The organism is Bradyrhizobium sp. CCBAU 53351 (genome assembly GCF_015291745.1).
In the GTDB taxonomy this organism is placed as follows: domain Bacteria; phylum Pseudomonadota; class Alphaproteobacteria; order Rhizobiales; family Xanthobacteraceae; genus Bradyrhizobium.
In genome coordinates, this window is record NZ_CP030059.1 from 6,066,715 (window position 1) to 6,086,182 (window position 19,468).

The following is a 19,468-nucleotide window of genomic DNA, read 5'->3' on the forward strand; positions in this document are numbered from 1 at the left end:
TCCTAGCGCGGCTTGTCGTTGAGTTGATAATTCAAATGCGCCTGCACCGTCGGCCACTCCGCCGCAATGATGCTGTACACGACGGTGTCGCGCAGCGTGCCGTTCGGCGCGACCTGATGGCTGCGCAAAATGCCGTCCTGCTTGGCGCCGAGACGCTCGATGGCGCGGCGGCTCTGGTGGTTGAAGAAGTGGGTGCGGAATTCGACCGCGATGCAGTTCAGCGTCTCGAAGGCATGCCGGAGCAAGAGCAGCTTGCATTGCGTGTTGAGCGGGCCGCGCTGCGCGCTCTTGCCATACCAGGTCGAGCCGATCTCGACGCGGCGGTTCGCGGCATCGATATTCATGTAAGTGGTCATGCCGACGATATTGCCGCCGGCATCGAACACGGTGAACGGCAGCATGGAGCCCGCGGCCTGCAAGGCCAGGCGGCGGTCGATCTCCTTGCCCATGTTCTCCGGCAGCGGGATCGCCGTGTACCAGAGCTTTGACAGCTCGCCGTCCTTGACGGCCTCGACCAGAGCCTCGCGATGCTGCTGCGACAGCGGCTCGAGACGAGCGTGCTGTCCACGCAGGGTGACGGGATCGGGCCAGGGCATTTGATCGTTCCTCATGACGTTATTCCGGGGCGGCTCGAAGAGCCGAACCTCAGATGCGCAATTGCGCACCGGGGAATCTCGAGATCCCGGGTTCTATGCTCCGCATAGCCCCGGGATGACAATCGCGTTTTACGCGATTGTCACTTGTTCAAAAAGTTCAACGGCATTCCGCCGCGCGGCCAGTCCATCGCGACCAGCTCGCCCTTGCCGGACAGCGTGATGTAGGCCGTCTTCAGCTCGGGGCCGCCGAAGGCGATGTTGGTGGTGACGCGGTCGCCGGTCGGGACCTGCTCGACCAGCGTGCCGTCGGGCGCGATCACCGAGATGCAACCGGAGACCAGGGTGGCGACGCAGACATTGCCGCCGGCTTCCACCGCGAGCGAGTCGAACATCTGGTAGCCGCCGAGGCCGCAGATCGGCTTGCCCCGCTCGCCGCGATAGATCACGTCGCGCGGCTTCAGCGTGCCGGGCGCCGAGAGCTCGTAGGCCCAGAGCCGGCCGGTCGGCGTCTCCGCGATGTAGACGGTATTCTCATCCGGCGACAGCCCGATGCCGTTCGCCGGCAGGATGCCGTGCACAATCTCGACGAGCTCGGTCATGCCGGGCTTGAGGTAGTACATGCCGCCGACGTCCATCTCGCGCGCGCGGCGCTTGCCGAGATCGGAAAACCACAGGCCGCCCTGCTTGTCGAACACCAGATCATTCGGCCCGCGCAGATCGTGCGCGCCGCATTTGGTCACGACGGTCTCCACCTTGCCGGATTGCAGATCGACGCGCTGGATCGAACCGCCGAGATAATCGTCGGGCTGCGGGCCCGGCATGATCATGTTGCGGGTCGGGATCCAGGAGAAGCCGCCATTGTTGCAGATGTAGATCTTGCCGTCGGGACCGAGGGCGGCGCCGTTCGGGCCGCCCGGAATTTTCGCGACGATCTCCTTGCGGCCATCGGGATAGACCCGCGTCAGGCGCTGGCCGCGGATCTCCACCAGCACCACCGAGCCGTCCGGCATCACGACCGGCCCTTCGGGAAATTCGAGGTCGGTGGCGAGAACGCGGACGTTGGACATGTGGAGACCCTCCCGGCTGCTTGTTATGGCTTGCACGGGATGTCCGGCACGGGCCCCACACGCAAGATTTGCCTTGGGTTATGACAAAGTCACCAGGGCTTGCCAAGCAAGCGGGACGGTATGCCAGCGTTGCGGAAGCTCTACTCCCTCACCGGCACCCAGATCTCGAAGCCACCATTGCCGGTTGCGGGATCGAAGGCCTCGCCGTAGCGCTCGAAGCTCGGCGCGTCCGCGGCCGCAAGACCGGATGCCGGCAACCACTGATTCCAGATCGTGTTGACGGTGCGGCGGATCGAGGCGACGTGGTCGGTGTGGGTGAACACCGCATAGCGCTGCTCGGGAATGCGGATGCGACCGAAGCGGCGCGGCAGGTCGGAGAAATCAGCGACCTCCACGCCGGCGATGTAGTCGAAATTGCCGGCATCGTCGCCGTTGCAGCACACGCCGTAGGCGACGTGACCGACCCGCGCGGGAATGTCGGCGACCTCCTGATGGAAGCGCTGCCACAGGCCCGGGATCATGGCGCCGTTGTCGCAGGAGATGCGCTCGGCGGGACCGGCGACGAGAAAGGCCTTGGCGGCTTCGAAACGCGGCGGGGCGAGATGGTCGAGCATGGTGGAATCCATGAGGATGGGCTCCTGGAGCTTGAGCTGGCTGGCGCATGACGCGGCCCTGACGGCTTCGGGCGTGGTGCCGAACTGGTCGCGGAACGCGCGGGTGAATGCTTCGTGCGAGCCGTAGTCGGCCTCCAGCGCCAGCGACAGAATGTCAGGCGCGCCATTCGCCAGGTTGCGCGCGGCCTCCGTCAACCGGCGGGCGCGCACGTAACGGATCACTGGCAGACCCGTGGCTGCGGCAAACGCACGCACGATGTGGAACCGCGACACGCCCGAGACCGCAGCGATCTCGTCGAGCGTCATCGGCTCGGCCAGATGGCTCTCGATATACCAGAGCGCGCGCTGCGCTGGGTTCATGGCGGGCGTCCTCGTACGAAGCGCGGTCATGATGCGCGGCATGCGGCCGCGTCGCTTGATCGGCATTGCTGGTCGGCACAGGGAGGATAGTCCGCCAATGGCCACTGGCAACGCCCCGGCATTCGCAGCTACACTCGCCAGAACCGCTCACGAGAAAGGGGAACCGGGTCATGGACATCACCGATGTGCGGGCGCACCATATCCGCATCCCCTATGATGCCGGTGTCGCGAGCTTTCGCCAGGGCGCCTCCGCGATCACAGCCCTCGACATGGTGCTGGTGGAGGTCACGACCGATGCCGGGCTGACCGGCTGGGGCGATGCGTTCGCTTATGTCTGCCCGCACACCACGCGCAGCGCGGTCGAGGAGATGATCGCGCCACAGGCGCGCGGGCTGAAGGTGCCCGATGCGGCCGGCATTCCCGCCGTCATGGAGCAGATCCAGCGCAATCTGCATCTGTTCGGCCGCTACGGCATCACCATGTTCGCGATCTCGGGGCTCGACATCGCGCTGTGGGACCTTGCCGCCAAGATCGAGGGCGTACCGCTGCATCGGCTGCTCGGCGAGACCAGGCGCACGGCGATTCCGGCCTATGCGAGCCTGCTGCGGATCGGCTCGCCCGACAATATCGCGGCCGAATGCCGGAAGGCGCTCGCGCTCGGCTATGGCGCGATCAAGCTGCATGAGACCACGGCGCCGGCGGTATTTGCCGCACGCGAGGCGATCGGACCTAGCATTCCGCTGATGGTCGACATGAACTGTCCTCTGACAGCCGAGCAGGCGATCGCCTTCGCAACCTCATGCCGCGATGCGCGGCCGATGTTCCTGGAGGAGCCGATATGGCCGCCGGAAGACTTTGCCGCGCTCGCCGAGGTCCGCCGCAAAGGCGGGCTCGACATCGCCGCCGGCGAGAATGCCTGCACGGATTATCAATTCCGCCAGATGATGGAGGCCGGCGCGGTGAGCCACGCCCAGCCGTCGGTGATCAAGGTCGGCGGCATCACGGAATTCTTGAAGATCGCGGCGCTGGCCGACCGGCTCGGCGTCAAGATCGTGCCGCACTCGCCCTATTTCGGGCCCGGCCTGCTCGCGACGCTGCACCTGCTCGCGACGCGCGACGACGGGCTGGTCGAGATGTTCTATCTCAAGCGCGAGGCTTGCCTCTGGGGCGGCCGTGCGGACAGCGATGCGACCGGCCATGTCGCGGTGCCCACAGGACCCGGGCTCGGCTACGAGCCCGATCGCGGCGTGATAGAGCGCTATCGGGTGGCGTGACCGCCGGGCCTATTTCGCAGCATCCTTGGCCGGCGGCGCGTCCTGCTTCTTCTTCAGATCCTCGGCCGTCTTCGCTTGCGCGGCCTGGAGATCGCCAATCGTCTTCTGCAGACCGGCAAGGCTCGTCTTCAGCGCGTCGATCTGGCGAGCCGCCGCATCCAGCTTCTGCTGGTGATCGAGATTGAGCTTGGTGATCGTCTTCTGCAGGAAGTCGACATTGCTCTGCAGGCAGGAGGTGCGCCGCTCCATGGTCTTTTCGACCGTGCAGATCTCGATGCCGGGCACGTCCTGCGCGTGCACCGGCGCATTCGCCAGTGTTGCGAGCAGCAATATCGCGAAACAAATGCCGGCATCTCGAAGCAGCATGAAAAGTTCCTCGTCAAACGATCACGGCAATGTGCGCTGTTTGCGCGCAGCCGGCAAAGGCTACCACACTCGTACCGCATTCTCGCGTTGAGCTTGGGTCCGTTCCCTCGGACGGGGAACGATGATCCGCGCGCGGAAGAAGTGGGCGCTCGTTCCGCGGCTTTGTTTAGGGGAGATTTTTGGAATGGCAACGCGCGATAGACGACTGGCGGAATTCGACGGCGCCGGAGAACCACCGCCGGGCCTGGCGCTCGAAGTGCTGTGCGAGGACCACAGCGGAACGTATCAACTGCCGTTCGCCTGCCGCTATGTCGAGGGACGCTGGCAGAACCACGACGCCGGCATCGCGGTCGAAGCCACCGTCATCGGCTGGCGCCTGCCACGCGTGAAGCAGCGCGGGGCTGCCTGACGCGGATATCTGTTCCAAAATGCAACGGCGCCGCGCTCCGCCTTTAACCAACGGAACGCGGCTCGAACGAATCACGTCCGAATCAGCCGAATCGCCGTGTACGCAGCTGTTCACGGCTAGATGTCGATGCGGCAATGCAGGCGCGTACAATATCTGTGCGGCGCGGCGAACGGCATCGACCGCTCACCGGCGCCAAAGGTTAATTCCAGCAAGGGGATAGCTCCTCCGGACGTGTGCAACCGCTGCCGCCCCCGAAACAGGCAAGGTGCTGCGTGCCTGCCTAATATTCGACCTCGAGCTCCTCGATCTCGGCCGGCTCTTCCCGCGCCGCGGCGATCCATTCGGCCATCTCGGGCATCGCCATGATGGTGTCGGCATAGGCCTGCAGCACCGGCTCCAGCTTGACGTCATAGGTGACGAAGCGCGTTACCACGGGCGCGTACATCGCATCCGCCATGGTGCGCTGCGCGCCGAACAGGAAGGGGCCGCCCGACTGCTCCAGGCAATCGCGCCAGATCGACGAGACGCGGTCGATGTCGGCCTGCGCGCGCGACCAGATCTTGAAGCCGGGAAAACGCCCCTTCAGATTCACCGGCAGCGAGGCGCGCAGCGTGGTGAATCCGGAATGGATTTCGCCTGATATCGAGCGGCAATGGGCGCGCTGGATGCGGTCATCGGGCAGCAGGCCGGCTGACGGCATCACCTCGTTGAGATATTCGGCGATCGCCAGCGTATCCCAGACCACCGCGCCCTCGTGCCGCAGGCACGGCACCAGGATCGACGACGACAGCAAGAGGATCTCCGCGCGCGCGGACGGATCGTCCGGCGCGGTGACGATCTCCTCGAAATCGAGCCCGGAGAATTTTGCCAGCAACCAGCCGCGCAGCGACCAGGACGAATAGTTCTTGCTGCTGATGGTCAGCGTCGCCTTTGCCATGTGGCTCTTCCTTGATCCCGCCTCTCCGCCGGCGTGCGGATGTGCCCTGCTTGCCGCGAGGTGAGCAGCAAGCGACGTGCCAATTTTGTTTGCGGGCGGTCCACCCCGCCGCTTGGCGTCGTTATTGCATAGCACCGCGGGACGGATGGGCGTTTCAGTATGATGTCGATGTATTATCAGGCCTTTCAGAACCATATGGACCTGACGGCGCCGTGGCGCGCGGGGGCCTCGTCCGCGCTCAAATTCCTCCATCTGGTGCCGCAGGGCATGTCGGACCAGGTGGTCGGCCGTCTGTCGGCCGCGCTGGAGCTGATCTCGCGCTCGACCCTGACCTATCACCGTCCCGCCTACGGCATCGACCGCGTGACGGTGGGCAATCGCGAATTGGCCGTCACCGAGGAGATCGCCTACGCGACGCCGTTCGGCTCGCTGCTGCATTTCAGGAAAGACGGCGCTGGCGAGCAGCCGCGCATGCTGCTGGTGGCGCCGATGTCCGGCCATTTCGCGACCCTCTTGCGCGGCACCGTGCAGACGCTGCTGCAGGACCACGATGTCTACATCACAGACTGGCACAATCCGCGCGACATCCCGCGCAGCGAGGGCCGCTTCGGGCTCGACGACTACACCGAGCACCTGATCGACTTCTTAGGCCAGCTCGGCCCGCGCCCGCACATGGTCGCGATCTGCCAGCCTTCGGTGTCGGCGCTCGCGGCCGCCGCCATCATGTGCGAGGACAACCATCCCTCGCGCCCGGCGACGCTGACGCTGATGGCAGGTCCCATCGACACGCGCATCCAGCCGACCAGGGTCAACGAATTCGCCAAGAGCAAGCCCATCGAATGGTTCGAGCAGAACCTGATCAACTACGTGCCGGTGCAATGCCGTGGCGCGCTGCGCAAGGTCTATCCCGGCTTCGTGCAGCTCACCGCCTTCGTCTCGATGAATCTCGAGCGCCACATCAAGCAGCATCTCGACCTCGCCAACCACATCGCCAAGGGCGAGAAGGACAAGGCCGCGACCATCAAGACCTTCTACGACGAATATTTCGCGGTGATGGACCTGCCCGCCGAGTTCTACATCGAGACCGTGCGCGACGTGTTCCAGGAGCACCTGCTGCCGCAGGGCAGACTGATGCATCGCGGTCGCCCCGTGAACACGAAAGCCGTCAGCCGCATGGGGCTGATGACGGTCGAGGGCGAGAAGGACGACATCTGCTCGATCGGCCAGACGCTCGCCGCGCAGGACCTCTGCACCGGCGTGCGCGCCTATCGGCGCGTGCACCACATGCAGGCCGGGGTCGGCCATTACGGCGTGTTCTCGGGCAAACGCTGGAACAACGAGATCTACCCGCTCTTGCGTGATTTCGTGCACGTCAATTCGTGAGCGTCATCCCCTGCCCCAAGACGCCCGGCCAGGGGAAGCGTCACGTGCCTCATCCGCCTGCGTGAGCAGCTCCCTGGCTTCAACCAACTCCGGAAGATTTCGCTCCGCCTCGAATTCAGCGAGCACGGGATCAAGCACTCGGGATATCGCATCCGCTCGGCCATTTGTCTTGTGCAGCCGTGCAAGTTCGAGCGCGCTGCGCAGCTCGAAAGTCCTGGTCTGCTGGTGTCGCGCGATTTCCAGCGCTCGCGCGAGGGCGTCTTCGGCACGGGGTACGTCCGAAGGATCATGGCGCGACAAGAGTCTGCCGCGGACACGATGCAGCTCGGCATCAAGCCAATGCTGGCCGGATTGTGCCGTCCCGGCGATCAATTCGTTCAGGATGTCCAGCCCGGTCTCGACTTGGCCCAGCTCTGCATTCGCAACGGCGACGTGCATCCCCCAAAACGGTTCGCAGAGATAGCAATCGTTCTCGCGCAGCAAGGTCCAGCCGTGACGCATGTCCGCCACTCCGGCCATTCGGTCGCCGGCACGCCACTTGGCCAGGCCATTCAGGTAGGTGCCCGCGGCCACGTATAGCGGCATCGTGTGGTCGCGCGCGAGACCGAGCGCCAGGATCGTCTCTGTTTGCTGCAACATGCCCCCGCATACCCCGTCGAACACTGCGCGATGAACCAGCGCATTGGCCTGGGACAGCGCTCGTTTTTCTGCCGGAGCACCCACCGCTTCCGCGGCGAGCCTGCACGCTCGAGCGGTGCTGCCCAGCGGCCAGAGCACCAGGGCAAGAAATCTCATGATCACGAACGGCAGATCCAACGCCGAAGCCCTGAAGGTCGCGGGATCCGGCTCGGCACCATAGACCGCCAGCGCGCGCTCGAGATGCGTTCTCGCATTCAAGTAATCGCCGGCGAACCAGCAGGTGACGCCGCCTGCCCAATGGGCAACGACGGCGGCCACCGGCGAGTCCGGTCGTCGGTCAGCGGCGCTCCTGATGGCGTCCGCCAGCTCCCGCATCGGAGCGAGTTCGCCCTGCGTCAGGCAGGCATTGAAGAGTCCCGAATGCACCGGCGCGAGCTCAACGGGATCATCGATGTCGGCTGCGAACTGGCGCGCACGCGTCCATGCCGCAACCGTTTCAGGAGCACTATGACCGAGGCTGCCCCGGAGCGCACGACCATATGCGATTTGAAGATGCAGCCTGCTCATCATCCGGCGCGGCTCGTCAGGCAATTGATCGGCGATCGCAATGGCCTTGCCGAGATGCGCGATCGCTTCGGCATAGGCCGAACGTTTCAGTGCCTGTTGGCCCGCCTTGCGCCACCATTCGAGGGCGGCCTCGCTCAGCCCCGCCTCAGTGAAGTGATGCGCCAGGACTTCCGGCTCGGTCTCGGCAACGGCTGGAAAGTTCTCGCGCAGGATCTCGCCAATTCGCGTGTGAAGCACCTGCCGTTTGCTCTTGAGCAGGCTCTCGTAGGCCGCTTCCTGAACGAGGGCATGCTTGAAACTATAATTTGCTTCGGGCGGAGTCCCACGGCGCAAGAGCAATTCGGCCTCTTCAAGCTGTGCCAGCGCAGCGCTCAGGGTCAGATCATCGCGTCCTGCCACGGTCTTCAGCAGCGCGTACGAAAAGTCGCGGCCGATGGCCGCGCCTATCTGTGCCACCTCCTTGACCGGAGCGAGCCGGTCGAGCCGCGCCATCAGCGAATCCTGCAGCGTCGCAGGGATGGCAAGCGGCGGCAGCGGACTGTTCAGCCGGTAGCGTCCGGCATCCTCGACGAGCAAGCCGGACTCCAGCACCATCTTGGTCAATTCCTCGACGAACAGCGGGATGCCATCGGTCTTGTCGATGATCTGCTCCATCATCTCGCGTGGCAGCTGGCGGCCGACGACCACCTGCTCCACCAGCGCGCGCGTGTCCTGTCGGTCGAGCCGGTCGAGCCGCAACAGACTGACGTTGGCAAGGCCCGACCAGGAGGGCTCGAACTCCGGCCGGGATGTCATGAGCACAAGTATCGGCAGGGCCCTGATCCGATCGACCGCGAGATCGAACAGTTCGAGCGTCGTGGCATCGGCCCAATGCATATCCTCGCAGATGAGCAGCAGAGGCTGGCCTCGCGCCAATCCCTCAAGCTGATCGAGAAGAGCGGCAAACGTCTGTCTGCGCTGCTGCGCCGGGCTCAAGCCGAGGGGCGGGTAACGGTCGCCAATGGAAATCGAAAGCAGAGCCGCGATCAGCGGGGTTGCTCGGGCGACCTGCTGGGTTCCCAGCGCCAGCATGGCCTCGAGCTTGTCGAGCTTCTGTTCCGGCGTGTCGTGCAAGCGAATTCCGGCGGCGCGATCGAGCTGCGCGACAAAGGGATGAAGTGCGCTGTTGGTGTGATAAGGCGAACACTGATACCGCACCCGACGGTGTGTCCCCAGCGAGGGGCTTTCGGACAATGTTGCCACGATGCGCGACTTGCCGATGCCCGCTTCGCCGGAAATCAAGACGATCTGGCCCAAGCCCTGCCATGCCGCCCGCTGGCGCGAGAGAATGAATTCGATCTCGTCCTTGCGGCCGACAAAGCCGATCGAGCGCGCGGCGCGGACCGCCTCGAAGCGGCTCTCCGATGCGCTCGCTCCTTCCACCGCCCAGACCGCGATGGGCTCGCTTATCCCCTTGACCTCGCGCCGCCCGAGATTGCGGAAGGTGAAGAGGTCGCCAAGCAGCCGGCGTGTCGATGAAGCAACGACGACCGCCCCCGGCTCCGCCAGACTCTGAAGCCGGGCAGCGAGGTTCGGCGTATCGCCGATGGTCGCATGTTCCTCTGACGCATCTCCGCTGATGAGGTCGCCGGCCACCACGAGCCCGGTCGCAATTGCGATCCGAAGTTCAACCCGTTCGCCCGCGCCTGTCTTGAGCTCGCAAATCGCAGCGATGATATCGAGGCCCGCTCGCACTGCGCGCTCCGCATCATCTTCGTGGGCGCGCGGATAACCGAAGTAGACGAGGATTCCGTCACCGACGAACCTGGCTATCCTACCGTCGTAAGCGGCGATGACGCGCGCGCATGCGACGCGGTAGGCCCGGATCACTTCCCACAGATCCTCGGGATCGAGACGCGCTGAGAGTGCGGTGGATCCGACCAGATCGCAAAACATAACGGTGAGGTGGCGCCGCTCGGCGTCGTGAGGAGGAGACGGCGACGCGATCAACGCGGCTGGATCGAGTTCGGCAATGGCACGCAGCATCTTGCGGCGATGACCGAGCAGCACCCCGAGCTTGTCGAAGTCCTCGTCCATCAGTTCGGGGAGGATGCCCACGTCGATGCCATTCTGGGCAAAACGCTCCGCGTATTGCCCAAGCCCCAGTTTCTCGAGCCACTCCGCAATCTGCATGGCTCCCACCGATCTTATGACTGGCAGTTAGCAGAATTCTGGACCACGGCCGCGCGGGAGAATATCCCAACGCCGCCATGATGGCACGTCTTGTTTGTTGCGCGAAAATCTAGGTTACTCAGTACCGGTACGGTTTCGATCGGGATACTGCTCGATACGAACGGCTGCGCTACCAAGCATCGCTGGCGCGCAGCGTTGGACAGCAGAGGTTGCGATGAACCGTCATCGCTCATTCCAGACCTGAAGCCGAACCAACACTGCGGCTTGCGCTGACGTACGATGTCAAGCGGACTTTTTCCGTGAGCGCACGTCCCTTCATTGCTCGTTGATGGGCGTTGCGTCGTTGCGAGCCATCGTGCCCGCCGCAACCTGAAGCGAAGAGCCAACCACCCAACAGCCGGCTACAAAGGCGATCAGGCCGTTGGGCAGATTTTGATCAAGGACAAGGATGCTGACGGACAGAGTCGCAGCAATCGCTGCGCCGAACGTTCCGGCTGCACTCATGATCTCGGCCGGCTCGGAACCGTTCCATTCTTCCGAGATGCTCGATCTCGACTTCCGTGCGACATTGCCGGCCAAGTCGATGCCGACATAATAGCTGAGAGCTCCGTAAAGCATTGTTATCAGCACGATCCAGCCGCTTTCAAACAGTCCGCCTTTCTGACGCAACAGGGTCGCACCCACATAGAGGCCGCAAGAGGCTCCAACGGCTGCCAGTCCAATTCTTTCAAGGAGATGAGCCGACTTGATCAGACGGGAACGAGGGATCCGAAGACTGCCGACGTGCCTTGTGAGGGAAAATGCGTTGGAAAATGCGCTGCTTATCTTCATCGGGGGCTCCTTCTGAGTAAGTGGCAGCCTACCGGCCGACCCGAATAGAAGCTGCCAGGACGCGTTTCTCGATGCCCTTGATTCCATTTCTGAAAGATCTGTGCTGAGTGATGGGGCTGGCTTGCTCGTGAGCAAGACGAGGAGCCAACCCAAAGCTGCGAGCACGCGGCTGCGCAGGCATTGCATCTCACCCGTGTTCGTCAATCAGGTCCGGGTGCGGCAATTTCTTGCGGAAGTGGTAGTTCAGAAAGAGTGTGATGGAGTATGAAGCGGTTCACATGCCGCTGTTCCCTGTCGCTCCATCCGCTCACGATTTCCGGAGGACATGTGGAGCTCGCGCCTCAACCGGACCACTCCGCGCCCCAGACCTGCATGACGTGGCCGGGCGAGACTTCACGATACTGCCGCACCGGCAGCTGGTAATCGAGCGCGCGCACCGGGCTTCTGATCTCGTCGTTAGCCACCTCGCGCCGCGTGCCGCGGCGTGACGGGTCGGGCACCGGTACAGCGGCCATCAGCTTCTTGGTATAGGGATGCTGCGGATTGCCGAACAATGCAGCACGCGGGCCGATCTCCACGATCTCGCCGAGATACATCACCGCGACGCGGTGGCTCATGCGCTCGACCACGGCGATGTCGTGGGAGATGAAGAGATAGGCGAGGCCCATGCTGGCCTGCAGGTCGAGCATGAGGTTGACGACCTGCGCCTTGACCGAGACGTCGAGCGCGGAGACCGCCTCGTCCGCCACGATCAGCTTCGGCCCGAGCGCGAGCGCCCGGGCAATGCAGATACGCTGCCGCTGGCCGCCTGAGAATTCGTGCGGAAAGCGCGCGGCCATGTCGGCGGAAAGACCGACGCGCACGAGGAGGTCGGCGACCTGGTCGCGCGCCTGCGACGCCGTCGCGAGACCATTCGCGAGCAAAGGCGCTGCGATCGCCGTTCCCACCGACATGCGCGGATTGAGGCTCGCGAACGGATCCTGAAAGATGATCTGCATCTGCTTGCGGACGTCGCGCAAGGTGCGGGCATTCATGGCCAGCACATCCTGACCGTTGATCAGCACGGTGCCGCTGTCAGGCTCCGTCAGCTTGAGGATCGAGCGGCCGGTGGTCGATTTGCCGCAACCGGATTCGCCGACCAGCGCCAGGGTCTCGCCGGCCCGCAAGGTAAAGGAGACGTTCTCGACGGCATGGACGCGGCCCGAGACTTTGCCGAACAGGCCCGAGCGGATCGGAAAGCGCGTGGTGAGGCCTGAGACTTCGAGCAACGGGCGCTCGGCGGCCGAGACGGTGTTGGGCGTCTCCGCCGGCTCGTCCGAGGTGCCCGTCACCTTGTCGACGATCGGAAAGCGCATCGGCCGCGCGCGTCCGTCCATCGAGCCGAGGCGCGGCACCGCGGCGAGCAGTGCGCGCGTATAGGGATGCGATGGCGCTGCGAAGATGCGCGCGGTGGCATCGGTCTCGACCGCTTGCCCGCCATACATCACGACGGTGCGGTCGGCAATCTCGGCGACCACGCCCATGTCGTGGGTGATGAAGAGGATCGACATCCCCTCCTCCTGCTGAAGCTCCTTCAGGAGCTCCAGGATCTGGGCCTGGATGGTGACGTCGAGCGCGGTGGTCGGCTCGTCCGCAATCAGGAGCTTCGGCTTGCAGGCCAGCGCCATCGCGATCATCACGCGCTGGCGCATGCCGCCGGAGAGGCGATGCGGATGCTCGTGGAAGCGCGATTTCGCCGCGGGAATGCGGACGCGATCGAGCAGGCGGACGGTCTCGGCCTCCGCCGCCGCACGAGACAGGCCTCGATGCTGGATCAGCGCCTCCGCGATCTGGAAGCCGATGGTGAGCACCGGATTGAGGCTCGTCATCGGCTCCTGGAAGATCATGGCGACGTCATTGCCACGGATGTCTTTCATGCTCGCGTCCGGCAGCGCCAGCAGATCGCGGCCCGCGAGCATGACCCGCCCCTCGATCCGGCCGATCTCCTTCGGGATGAGCCGCATGATCGACAGCGCAGTGACGCTCTTGCCCGAACCGGACTCGCCGACGATCGCCACGGTCTCGCGGGCTGCGACGTCGAAGGAGACGTTGCGGACGACGGGAATCCATCTCCGCTCGAGCATGAAGGAGGTGGTGAGGCCGGAGACCGACAGCACCGGCGCCTGCGCTCCGGCGGCGACTTCGTTTGATGCGCTTGCGCCGATGCTCATGAACGTGCCCTAATAGCCGCGCGTGCGATCGACCAGCCCCGGCAACGCCTCGCCGCGGCGGTGGCGTGCGATGACGTCGAGCACGAAATCGACGGCCGTGTCCGGTGTCGTCATGCTGGCATTGTGCGGCGTCAGCAGGATTCGCGGGTGGCTCCAGAACGGATGGCCTGAAGGCAGCGGCTCGGGATCGGTCACGTCCAGCACCGCACCGGACAACGCGCCGCCGTCGAGCGCCGCGAGCAGGTCGGCCTCGACGAGATGCGGCCCACGTCCGACATTGACCAGCCCCGCCCCGCGCGGCAGGCGTGCGAACAGATCGGCATTGAGGATGCCGCGCGTTTCGTCGGTGAGCGGCAGCAGGCAGATGAGAATGTCAGCCTGCGCAAGGAATTCGGGCAGTGCCTCGCTACCGGCGTAACAGGTCACGCCCTCGATCTCGCGCGGCGAGCGATTCCAGCCGAATAGCGGAAAGCCGAATGACCTGAGGCGATCGAGCACGGCCTGGCCGAGCTGGCCGAGCCCCATCACGCCGACCCGCCGCCGCTTCGCCGGCGTGATCCGGATCTCGCGCCAGACCTGCTGTTTCTGCTGACTGATGAAATCGAGGAGATCGCGATGCAGGGCCAGCACGACCATGGTAACATATGCCACCATGGTCTCGGCAATGCCGGGCTCCAGCATCCGGACCAGCGGGATGTGCGCCGGCACTTTCGTGGTGTCGAACTGGTCGACGCCTGCGCCGACCGAGAACACCAGTTCGAGATTGGGGAACGTCGTCGCGATATCGTCCGGCGGCACCCAGGCCACGAGATAGCGGACAGCAGCGGGGTCGCCGATATCGGGCCAGAGCCGGAACGGCACATCGGGCGCGCGCTCGGCGAAGAATGTCGCCCACTCGGCGCCGCGCTCCATGTTGGCCTTGTAGAGAACCGTCATGCCGTCCTCAGAACGGGCTGACGGGCGCCAGGCGCCGGCCGTCGATCATGCGCTTGTGGCTGTAGGCGGCGGGATCGACCAGCGGCGTCGCGCCGGTCACGATGTCGGCGGCGAGCTTGCCGGCGGCGGGGCCAATGCCAAAACCATGGCCGGAGAAGCCGGTCGCGAGGAAGAAGCCAGGCAGCGCATCGACCGGCGAGATCACGGGGATGGTATCGGGCGTGCAGTCGATGGTGCCGCCCCAGGCTTCCGCGATCTCGATGTCCTTCAATTCCGGATTCGCCTTGATCAAGGAGGCCAGCGCGGCATTGACCAGCGACATGTCGGGCGCGGGATCGCGCACGCGCTCGGTCTCGAACGGTGAGGGCTTGTCGAGGCGCCAGCCGGTGCCGCGCACGATCTGGTCGAAGAAGGACTTGCCGAACGAGAGCTTCAGCCCGTTCTTGCGATGCAGATAGGTGGGCCAGAAGGTGCGCGCGTAGCGGAACAGGTCGGGCGACAGCTCGACCGTGCCGCGGTTGCGCAGCGCCAGCGTGAAGCCGCCGTCGAGGCGGCGGCGGATGCAGTAGAAGTCGGTGCCGAGCGCGCCCGAGGTGATCTCCGGCGCCGGCGTGGTCCGGCATGCGGTGGCGTTGACGAGACCGATCGGCAGCTCGATGCCGTGACGGCGGCAAAACAGCGACGACCACGCCCCGCCCGACAGCAGCACGGCTTGCGTGCGGATGGTGCCTTTCTCGGTGACGACGGCGCTGACACGGCCGCCTTGCGTCTCCAGCCCGCGCGCCGCGCAGCCCTGATGAATGGTGACGCCATGTTTTCGCGCGGCCGTCGCAAGCGCCGGCACGGCCATCGACGGCTCGGCGCGGCCGTCGCTCGGCGTGTGCAGGCCGCCAACCCATGTGTCGGTATTGCCCGGCATGCGCTCGGCGACTTCGGCCGGCGTCAGCACTGTGGAGTGCACCTGCATCTCGCGTGCGACCGCGGCCCAGCGCTCCCAGCTCGCAAGCTCGTCCTTGCTCTTGGTGAGGAACAGCACGCCGGTGCGGCGGAAGCCGGCATCGACGCCGGCATCGTTCTGCATGTCCTCCCACAGCCGCAGCGCTTCGCGCGCCAACGGGATTTCCTCGCGCGCGCGGCCCTGCTGGCGACACCAACCCCAATTGCGGCTCGACTGCTCGCCGCCGACATGGCCCTTCTCGAGAAGCGCGACCGAGTGGCCCTTCTTCGCCAGATGGTAGCCTGCGGACACGCCGATGACGCCACCGCCGATGACGACGACGTCCACCTGCGCGGGCAGGCGTTCATCGCTATTGATTCGGTTCAGCGGCGGGGACATGGGGCACTCCTGGCATTCAGTTCGGTCGAGTTCTTGCTCATCAGGGGATGTTCATCCGCGGATCGAGCGCATCGCGCAGGCCGTCACCGAGGAAGTTGAAGCTGGTGACCGCCAGCGTGATGGCGAGGCCCGGCGCGATCGCAAGCCATGGCGCGCTGGTGAGATAGATCTGCGCGTTGTTGAGCATGTTGCCCCAGCTCGCGGCCGGCGGCTGGATACCGTAGCCGAGATAGCTGACATAGGATTCCAGCAGGATTGCCTTGGCGACGTTCAGGGTCGCCGCTACCACGATCGGCGCGATCGCATTTGGCACCAGCTCGCGGAACATGATCCGCAGGTTCGACGAGCCGAACGCGAGTGCAGCAACCGCAAACTCGCGTTCCCGCAGCGACCGCACCTGGGCCTCGACGACGCGCGCTACCGCCATCCAGGCGGTCGCCGCGATCAGCACGGTGGTGGTGACGAGGCCTGGCTCGGTGAGCGCCGCCAGCGCGAGCAGCAGGAAGATGGTCGGAAAGCACAGCACGGCGTCGACGAGCCGCATCAGCACCGCGCCGACCACGCCGCCATAGAAGCCGGCAAAGGCGCCGACGACGATGCCGACCGCCATCGCGATCACCATCGCGACGATGCCGATCGAAAGCGAGACGCGTCCGCCCATCATCAGCCGCGCCAGCACGTCGCGGCCGAGCTCGTCGGTGCCGAGGATGTGCGCGCCCGAGAGCGGAGGCGCGAACCGCTTCATGATGTCGATATAGGTGTCGTCGAACGGCAGCAGGTACGGGCCGAATGCCGCACCGAGCACAAGCACCAGAATGATGACGGCACCGGCGAGCGCCAGGCGATGCCGGCGGAAGCGCCGCCACGCGGCCTGACCGGGCGCGAGCTGGACGGTAGAGAGGGTTGCGGTCGCCATCGCCTTAGCCCACCCGGATGCGCGGATCGACGACGGCATAGAGGATGTCGGCGAGCAACGAGCCGATCAGCACCATGGCCGCCGAGAACATCAGGATGCCCATCACCACGGGATAGTCGCGGTAACCGATCGAATCCAGGAACAGGCGGCCCATGCCGGGCCAGGTGAACACGGTCTCGGCCACCAGCGCGCCGCCGAGCAGCGTCGGGAACTGCAGGCCCGCCACCGTGATCATCGGCAGCAGCGCGTTACGCAGCGCGTGCACGGTGAGGATACGCCATTCCGGCAGGCCCTTGGCACGCGCGGTGCGGATGTAGTCCTGGTTGATCACCTCGAGCATGGAGGAGCGCATGAAACGGCCCCACATCGCGGTCTCGACCAGCGCCAGCACCAGCGCCGGCGCGATCAGATGATGCATGAGGTCGAGGAAGGAGCCGTCGCCGACGGTCTCGCGGTTTCCGGCCGGCAGCCAGCCGAGCTTCACCGAGAACACGTAGATCGTGACGAGGCCGAACCAGAAGGTCGGGATCGACAGCGCGATCATGGCGCCGACGGTCGCAAGCGTGTCGAACAGCGAATAGCGCCGTAGCGCGCCGAGAATGCCGATCCAGCAGCCGAGCAGCACCGCGATGATGGTCGCCGTCGCCATCAGCTCCAGGGTGGCGCCGAGATGCGAGGAGATCACCGCCAGCACCGCCTCGCCATCGCGATAGGACTTGCCCCAATCACCCCGCACCATGCGGCCGAACCAATCGAGATACTGGATCGGCAGCGGACGATCGAGGCCGAGCTGGCTGGTGACGCGATCGAGATCCTCCTGCGTCATCTGCGCGGAGGCCGCGAATTGCGACAGCGGACCGCCGGGCGCCAGATGCAGGATGGCGAAGCCGATTCCCGAGACGATCACGAGCAGCATGATCGCCTGCGCCAGGCGGTTGACGACGTAACGGGCCATCTCAGGCGATCCAGCGTATTGGTCGCATCACGCCCAATACCATTCGCGCATGTTCCAGCTGTTGATCGACATGTTGATGTTGGGACGGAAGCCTTGCAGCCCCTCCTTGATGCCCTCGGCGATGAAGCCCTGGAACAGCGGCAGGATGGCGAGGTCGTTGCGGATCAGCTTTTGCAGCTCACCATAGGTCGCTTTGCGCTGCACCAGGTCGAATTGCTTGGCGCCTTGAGAAAGCAGCCGGTCGGCCTCCGCGTTCTGATATTGATAGGTGTTGTAGCCGCGGCCGCCCTTGGCGGGAATCGCACCGGAGCCGAAGCGGGGCGTCACGTCGGGGTCGCTGCCCAGCATGAAGTTCACGCCGACGATCACCGAATTGAACTTCGATTGCTGCCAGAAGTCGCCCCAGATCACCGCAGCCGGCATGTTGTTGACGCGCATCGCAGCGCCGATCGCGCGCCAGTCCTGAATCAGGAGCTGCTGACATTGCTCGCGCACGGCGCTGCCCGCCGTGGTCGAATTGGCGAACTCGAGCTTGACGCCGCCCTTCTCGCGAATGCCGCCGGAGCCACGAACCCAGCCCGCCGCGTCGAGCAGCGCGTTGGCTTTGGCAGGATCATATTTGTGTTGCGGCAGCCCTTGCTGGAACGACCACGCCTGCTGCGGCACAAAACTCTCGGTCTGCGTCGGCAGGCCGTAATAAAGCGCATCGATGATCGCCTGCTTGTTGATACCGAGATAGAGCGCCTCGCGCACGGCGCGGTCGGCGAAGGGCCCGAATTCCAGATTGGGCGCGATATGCTCCACCGAGGAGGTCGAGGAGACGAAGATCTTGCGGCCCTTCAGCGTCTTCGCTTCCTGGACGAAGTTCGGCAGGATGCCCTGCAGGCCGGTGTAGTCGACCTGGCCGGTGCGGAACTGGGTGTAGAGAACGGTGAGGTCCGGAATGTACTTGAAGACGACACGTTCGACGTAAGGTCCCTTGCCGTGGTAGCCGGCATGGGCATTCAGCAAGATATGGTCGCCCGGCACGCGCTCGGCCCAGCGGAACGGTCCGGTGCCGACCGGCGCGTTGTGGAACGGCGAAGCGTTGGGATCGGACACCTTCTCCAGGATGTGCTTGGGCACGATGAAGGTGAACGACGCCAGGATCGACATGTAGGGCGAATAGGGCGCTTCCATCCGCCAATGGATCTCGTCGGGCGCGACGACGGTGATGTCTTTGACGAGGCTATGGCCGACCCGGCTGCGTGCGCGGAAACCGGGATTGTTGATCAGCTCGAGCGAGAACTTGACGTCCTCCGCCGTGAACGGGGTGCCGTCGTGCCACTTCACGTCATTGCGCAGCTTGATCTTCCAGGTCAGGCCGTCCGCCGACAGACCGCCATTCTCGATGGTCGGGACCTCGCGGGCGAGGTCGGGGACGAACTTGCCGTCGGGCTCGATGAACCAGAGCGGCGAGAACACCTGCCACCAGATGCCCTGATCGACCTCGATGCCCGGCATCAGCGGATGAAAGACGGTCGGCTCCTGCGACAGTGCCGCGATCACCTGTCCGCGCGGCTTGTCCGGCGGATTGGCGGGGCGTTCGGCCTGGGCAAAGGCGCTACCTGACAGTGTCCATCCCGCCGCAGCGCCCGCGCCGAGCTGAAAGAACTGACGGCGATTCGGAATGCCGAGTGCCGGGACGCCGAGCTTGCCGGTGTCGTCTGCCATGACCCACTCTCCGTTTCCGCACGCGGCACCGTCTCCCGCGCCCCCGAGACCCCGGCAAAGGGACAGGAGTGGGCTTTAGTGCTTCTAAATTTTTCTGACAAAATTTCATCACGACTAAATACAGCTGTCAATCGCATTGCTAGTATGCGCGACCTTTCCGAGTGAAGCCTCGGCCGATGCGGCCGCG

At 64.9% G+C, this 19,468-nt stretch carries 16 protein-coding genes; 3 read left to right on the forward strand and 13 right to left on the reverse strand.

Annotation, left to right across the window (positions count from 1 at the left end; translation table 11 throughout):
- Positions 1 to 2 precede the first annotated feature (2 nt).
- From XH83_RS28870 to XH83_RS28880, 3 genes are all read right to left on the reverse strand, one after another.
- Positions 3 to 596, reverse strand: coding sequence for a GNAT family N-acetyltransferase (locus XH83_RS28870; RefSeq protein WP_194408433.1), 594 nt, complete (start codon positions 594 to 596; stop codon positions 3 to 5).
- A gap of 140 nt (positions 597 to 736) precedes the next feature.
- A complete protein-coding gene (locus XH83_RS28875) occupies positions 737 to 1,663 on the reverse strand; it encodes an SMP-30/gluconolactonase/LRE family protein (protein ID WP_194404019.1) in 927 nt (308 codons plus the stop codon).
- Positions 1,664 to 1,803: 140 nt separating this feature from the next.
- On the reverse strand, positions 1,804 to 2,637 hold the full coding sequence (locus XH83_RS28880) for an AraC family transcriptional regulator (protein WP_194404020.1): 834 nt from the start codon (positions 2,635 to 2,637) through the stop codon (positions 1,804 to 1,806).
- A gap of 170 nt (positions 2,638 to 2,807) precedes the next feature.
- On the opposite strand from XH83_RS28880, the gene XH83_RS28885 reads away from it, so the two are divergent.
- On the forward strand, positions 2,808 to 3,911 hold the full coding sequence (locus tag XH83_RS28885) for a mandelate racemase/muconate lactonizing enzyme family protein (RefSeq protein WP_194404021.1): 1,104 nt from the start codon (positions 2,808 to 2,810) through the stop codon (positions 3,909 to 3,911).
- Between the two features lie 9 nt (positions 3,912 to 3,920).
- Here XH83_RS28885 and XH83_RS28890 read toward each other — a convergent pair whose 3' ends face one another.
- On the reverse strand, positions 3,921 to 4,277 hold the full coding sequence (locus XH83_RS28890; protein WP_194404022.1) for a hypothetical protein: 357 nt from the start codon (positions 4,275 to 4,277) through the stop codon (positions 3,921 to 3,923).
- A 184-nt stretch (positions 4,278 to 4,461) separates the two neighbouring features.
- Here XH83_RS28890 and XH83_RS28895 point away from each other — a divergent pair, with 184 nt between their 5' ends.
- A complete protein-coding gene (locus XH83_RS28895; protein WP_194404023.1) occupies positions 4,462 to 4,686 on the forward strand; it encodes a hypothetical protein in 225 nt (74 codons plus the stop codon).
- Between the two features lie 280 nt (positions 4,687 to 4,966).
- Here the strand turns inward: XH83_RS28895 and XH83_RS28900 are convergent, their stop codons facing one another.
- A complete protein-coding gene (locus tag XH83_RS28900; protein ID WP_194404024.1) occupies positions 4,967 to 5,623 on the reverse strand; it encodes a glutathione S-transferase family protein in 657 nt (218 codons plus the stop codon).
- 159 nt (positions 5,624 to 5,782) lie between these two features.
- Between XH83_RS28900 and XH83_RS28905 the strand changes: the two genes are divergently transcribed.
- Positions 5,783 to 7,006, forward strand: a complete 1,224-nt coding sequence (locus tag XH83_RS28905; protein WP_194404025.1) for a polyhydroxyalkanoate depolymerase — start codon at positions 5,783 to 5,785, stop codon at positions 7,004 to 7,006.
- A 3-nt stretch (positions 7,007 to 7,009) separates the two neighbouring features.
- Here the strand turns inward: XH83_RS28905 and XH83_RS28910 are convergent, their stop codons facing one another.
- From XH83_RS28910 to XH83_RS28945, 8 genes are all read right to left on the reverse strand, one after another.
- Positions 7,010 to 10,384 carry an adenylate/guanylate cyclase domain-containing protein gene (locus XH83_RS28910; protein ID WP_194404026.1) on the reverse strand — a complete coding sequence of 1,125 codons (3,375 nt, stop codon included), beginning with the start codon at positions 10,382 to 10,384 and terminating at the stop codon, positions 7,010 to 7,012.
- A gap of 315 nt (positions 10,385 to 10,699) precedes the next feature.
- The gene (locus tag XH83_RS28915; RefSeq protein WP_194404027.1) at positions 10,700 to 11,215 is read right to left on the reverse strand and encodes a hypothetical protein; all 516 of its coding nucleotides are present in this window, start codon (positions 11,213 to 11,215) and stop codon (positions 10,700 to 10,702) included.
- A gap of 341 nt (positions 11,216 to 11,556) precedes the next feature.
- Positions 11,557 to 13,425 carry an ABC transporter ATP-binding protein gene (locus tag XH83_RS28920; RefSeq protein ID WP_194404028.1) on the reverse strand — a complete coding sequence of 623 codons (1,869 nt, stop codon included), beginning with the start codon at positions 13,423 to 13,425 and terminating at the stop codon, positions 11,557 to 11,559.
- Between the two features lie 9 nt (positions 13,426 to 13,434).
- Complete coding sequence (locus XH83_RS28925) at positions 13,435 to 14,361, reverse strand: glyoxylate/hydroxypyruvate reductase A (RefSeq protein ID WP_194404029.1); 927 nt, start codon at positions 14,359 to 14,361, stop codon at positions 13,435 to 13,437.
- Between the two features lie 7 nt (positions 14,362 to 14,368).
- Positions 14,369 to 15,697, reverse strand: coding sequence for an FAD-binding oxidoreductase (locus XH83_RS28930; RefSeq protein ID WP_194404030.1), 1,329 nt, complete (start codon positions 15,695 to 15,697; stop codon positions 14,369 to 14,371).
- A gap of 40 nt (positions 15,698 to 15,737) precedes the next feature.
- On the reverse strand, positions 15,738 to 16,613 hold the full coding sequence (locus XH83_RS28935) for an ABC transporter permease (protein ID WP_194404031.1): 876 nt from the start codon (positions 16,611 to 16,613) through the stop codon (positions 15,738 to 15,740).
- 4 nt (positions 16,614 to 16,617) lie between these two features.
- Positions 16,618 to 17,568, reverse strand: a complete 951-nt coding sequence (locus XH83_RS28940) for an ABC transporter permease (protein ID WP_194404032.1) — start codon at positions 17,566 to 17,568, stop codon at positions 16,618 to 16,620.
- A 27-nt stretch (positions 17,569 to 17,595) separates the two neighbouring features.
- Entirely contained in the window at positions 17,596 to 19,281 is a 1,686-nt protein-coding gene (locus tag XH83_RS28945) for a peptide ABC transporter substrate-binding protein (protein WP_194404033.1), read from the reverse strand.
- Between the last annotated feature and the right edge of the window lie 187 nt (positions 19,282 to 19,468).

Bases quoted from the DNA above. Each gene is read 5' to 3' on its own strand.
- XH83_RS28880 (WP_194404020.1), bottom strand. From the start codon at position 2,637: ATGAACCCAGCGCAGCGCGCGCTCTGGTATATCGAGAGCCATCTGGCC.
- XH83_RS28905 (WP_194404025.1), top strand. From the start codon at position 5,783: ATGATGTCGATGTATTATCAGGCCTTTCAGAACCATATGGACCTGACG.
- XH83_RS28885 (WP_194404021.1), top strand. From the start codon at position 2,808: ATGGACATCACCGATGTGCGGGCGCACCATATCCGCATCCCCTATGAT.
- XH83_RS28910 (WP_194404026.1), bottom strand. From the start codon at position 10,384: ATGCAGATTGCGGAGTGGCTCGAGAAACTGGGGCTTGGGCAATACGCG.
- XH83_RS28900 (WP_194404024.1), bottom strand. From the start codon at position 5,623: ATGGCAAAGGCGACGCTGACCATCAGCAGCAAGAACTATTCGTCCTGG.
- XH83_RS28870 (WP_194408433.1), bottom strand. From the start codon at position 596: ATGCCCTGGCCCGATCCCGTCACCCTGCGTGGACAGCACGCTCGTCTC.
- XH83_RS28935 (WP_194404031.1), bottom strand. From the start codon at position 16,613: ATGGCGACCGCAACCCTCTCTACCGTCCAGCTCGCGCCCGGTCAGGCC.
- XH83_RS28890 (WP_194404022.1), bottom strand. From the start codon at position 4,277: ATGCTGCTTCGAGATGCCGGCATTTGTTTCGCGATATTGCTGCTCGCA.
- XH83_RS28875 (WP_194404019.1), bottom strand. From the start codon at position 1,663: ATGTCCAACGTCCGCGTTCTCGCCACCGACCTCGAATTTCCCGAAGGG.
- XH83_RS28895 (WP_194404023.1), top strand. From the start codon at position 4,462: ATGGCAACGCGCGATAGACGACTGGCGGAATTCGACGGCGCCGGAGAA.
- XH83_RS28920 (WP_194404028.1), bottom strand. From the start codon at position 13,425: ATGAGCATCGGCGCAAGCGCATCAAACGAAGTCGCCGCCGGAGCGCAG.
- XH83_RS28945 (WP_194404033.1), bottom strand. From the start codon at position 19,281: ATGGCAGACGACACCGGCAAGCTCGGCGTCCCGGCACTCGGCATTCCG.
- XH83_RS28925 (WP_194404029.1), bottom strand. From the start codon at position 14,361: ATGACGGTTCTCTACAAGGCCAACATGGAGCGCGGCGCCGAGTGGGCG.
- XH83_RS28940 (WP_194404032.1), bottom strand. From the start codon at position 17,568: ATGGCCCGTTACGTCGTCAACCGCCTGGCGCAGGCGATCATGCTGCTC.
- XH83_RS28930 (WP_194404030.1), bottom strand. From the start codon at position 15,697: ATGTCCCCGCCGCTGAACCGAATCAATAGCGATGAACGCCTGCCCGCG.
- XH83_RS28915 (WP_194404027.1), bottom strand. From the start codon at position 11,215: ATGAAGATAAGCAGCGCATTTTCCAACGCATTTTCCCTCACAAGGCAC.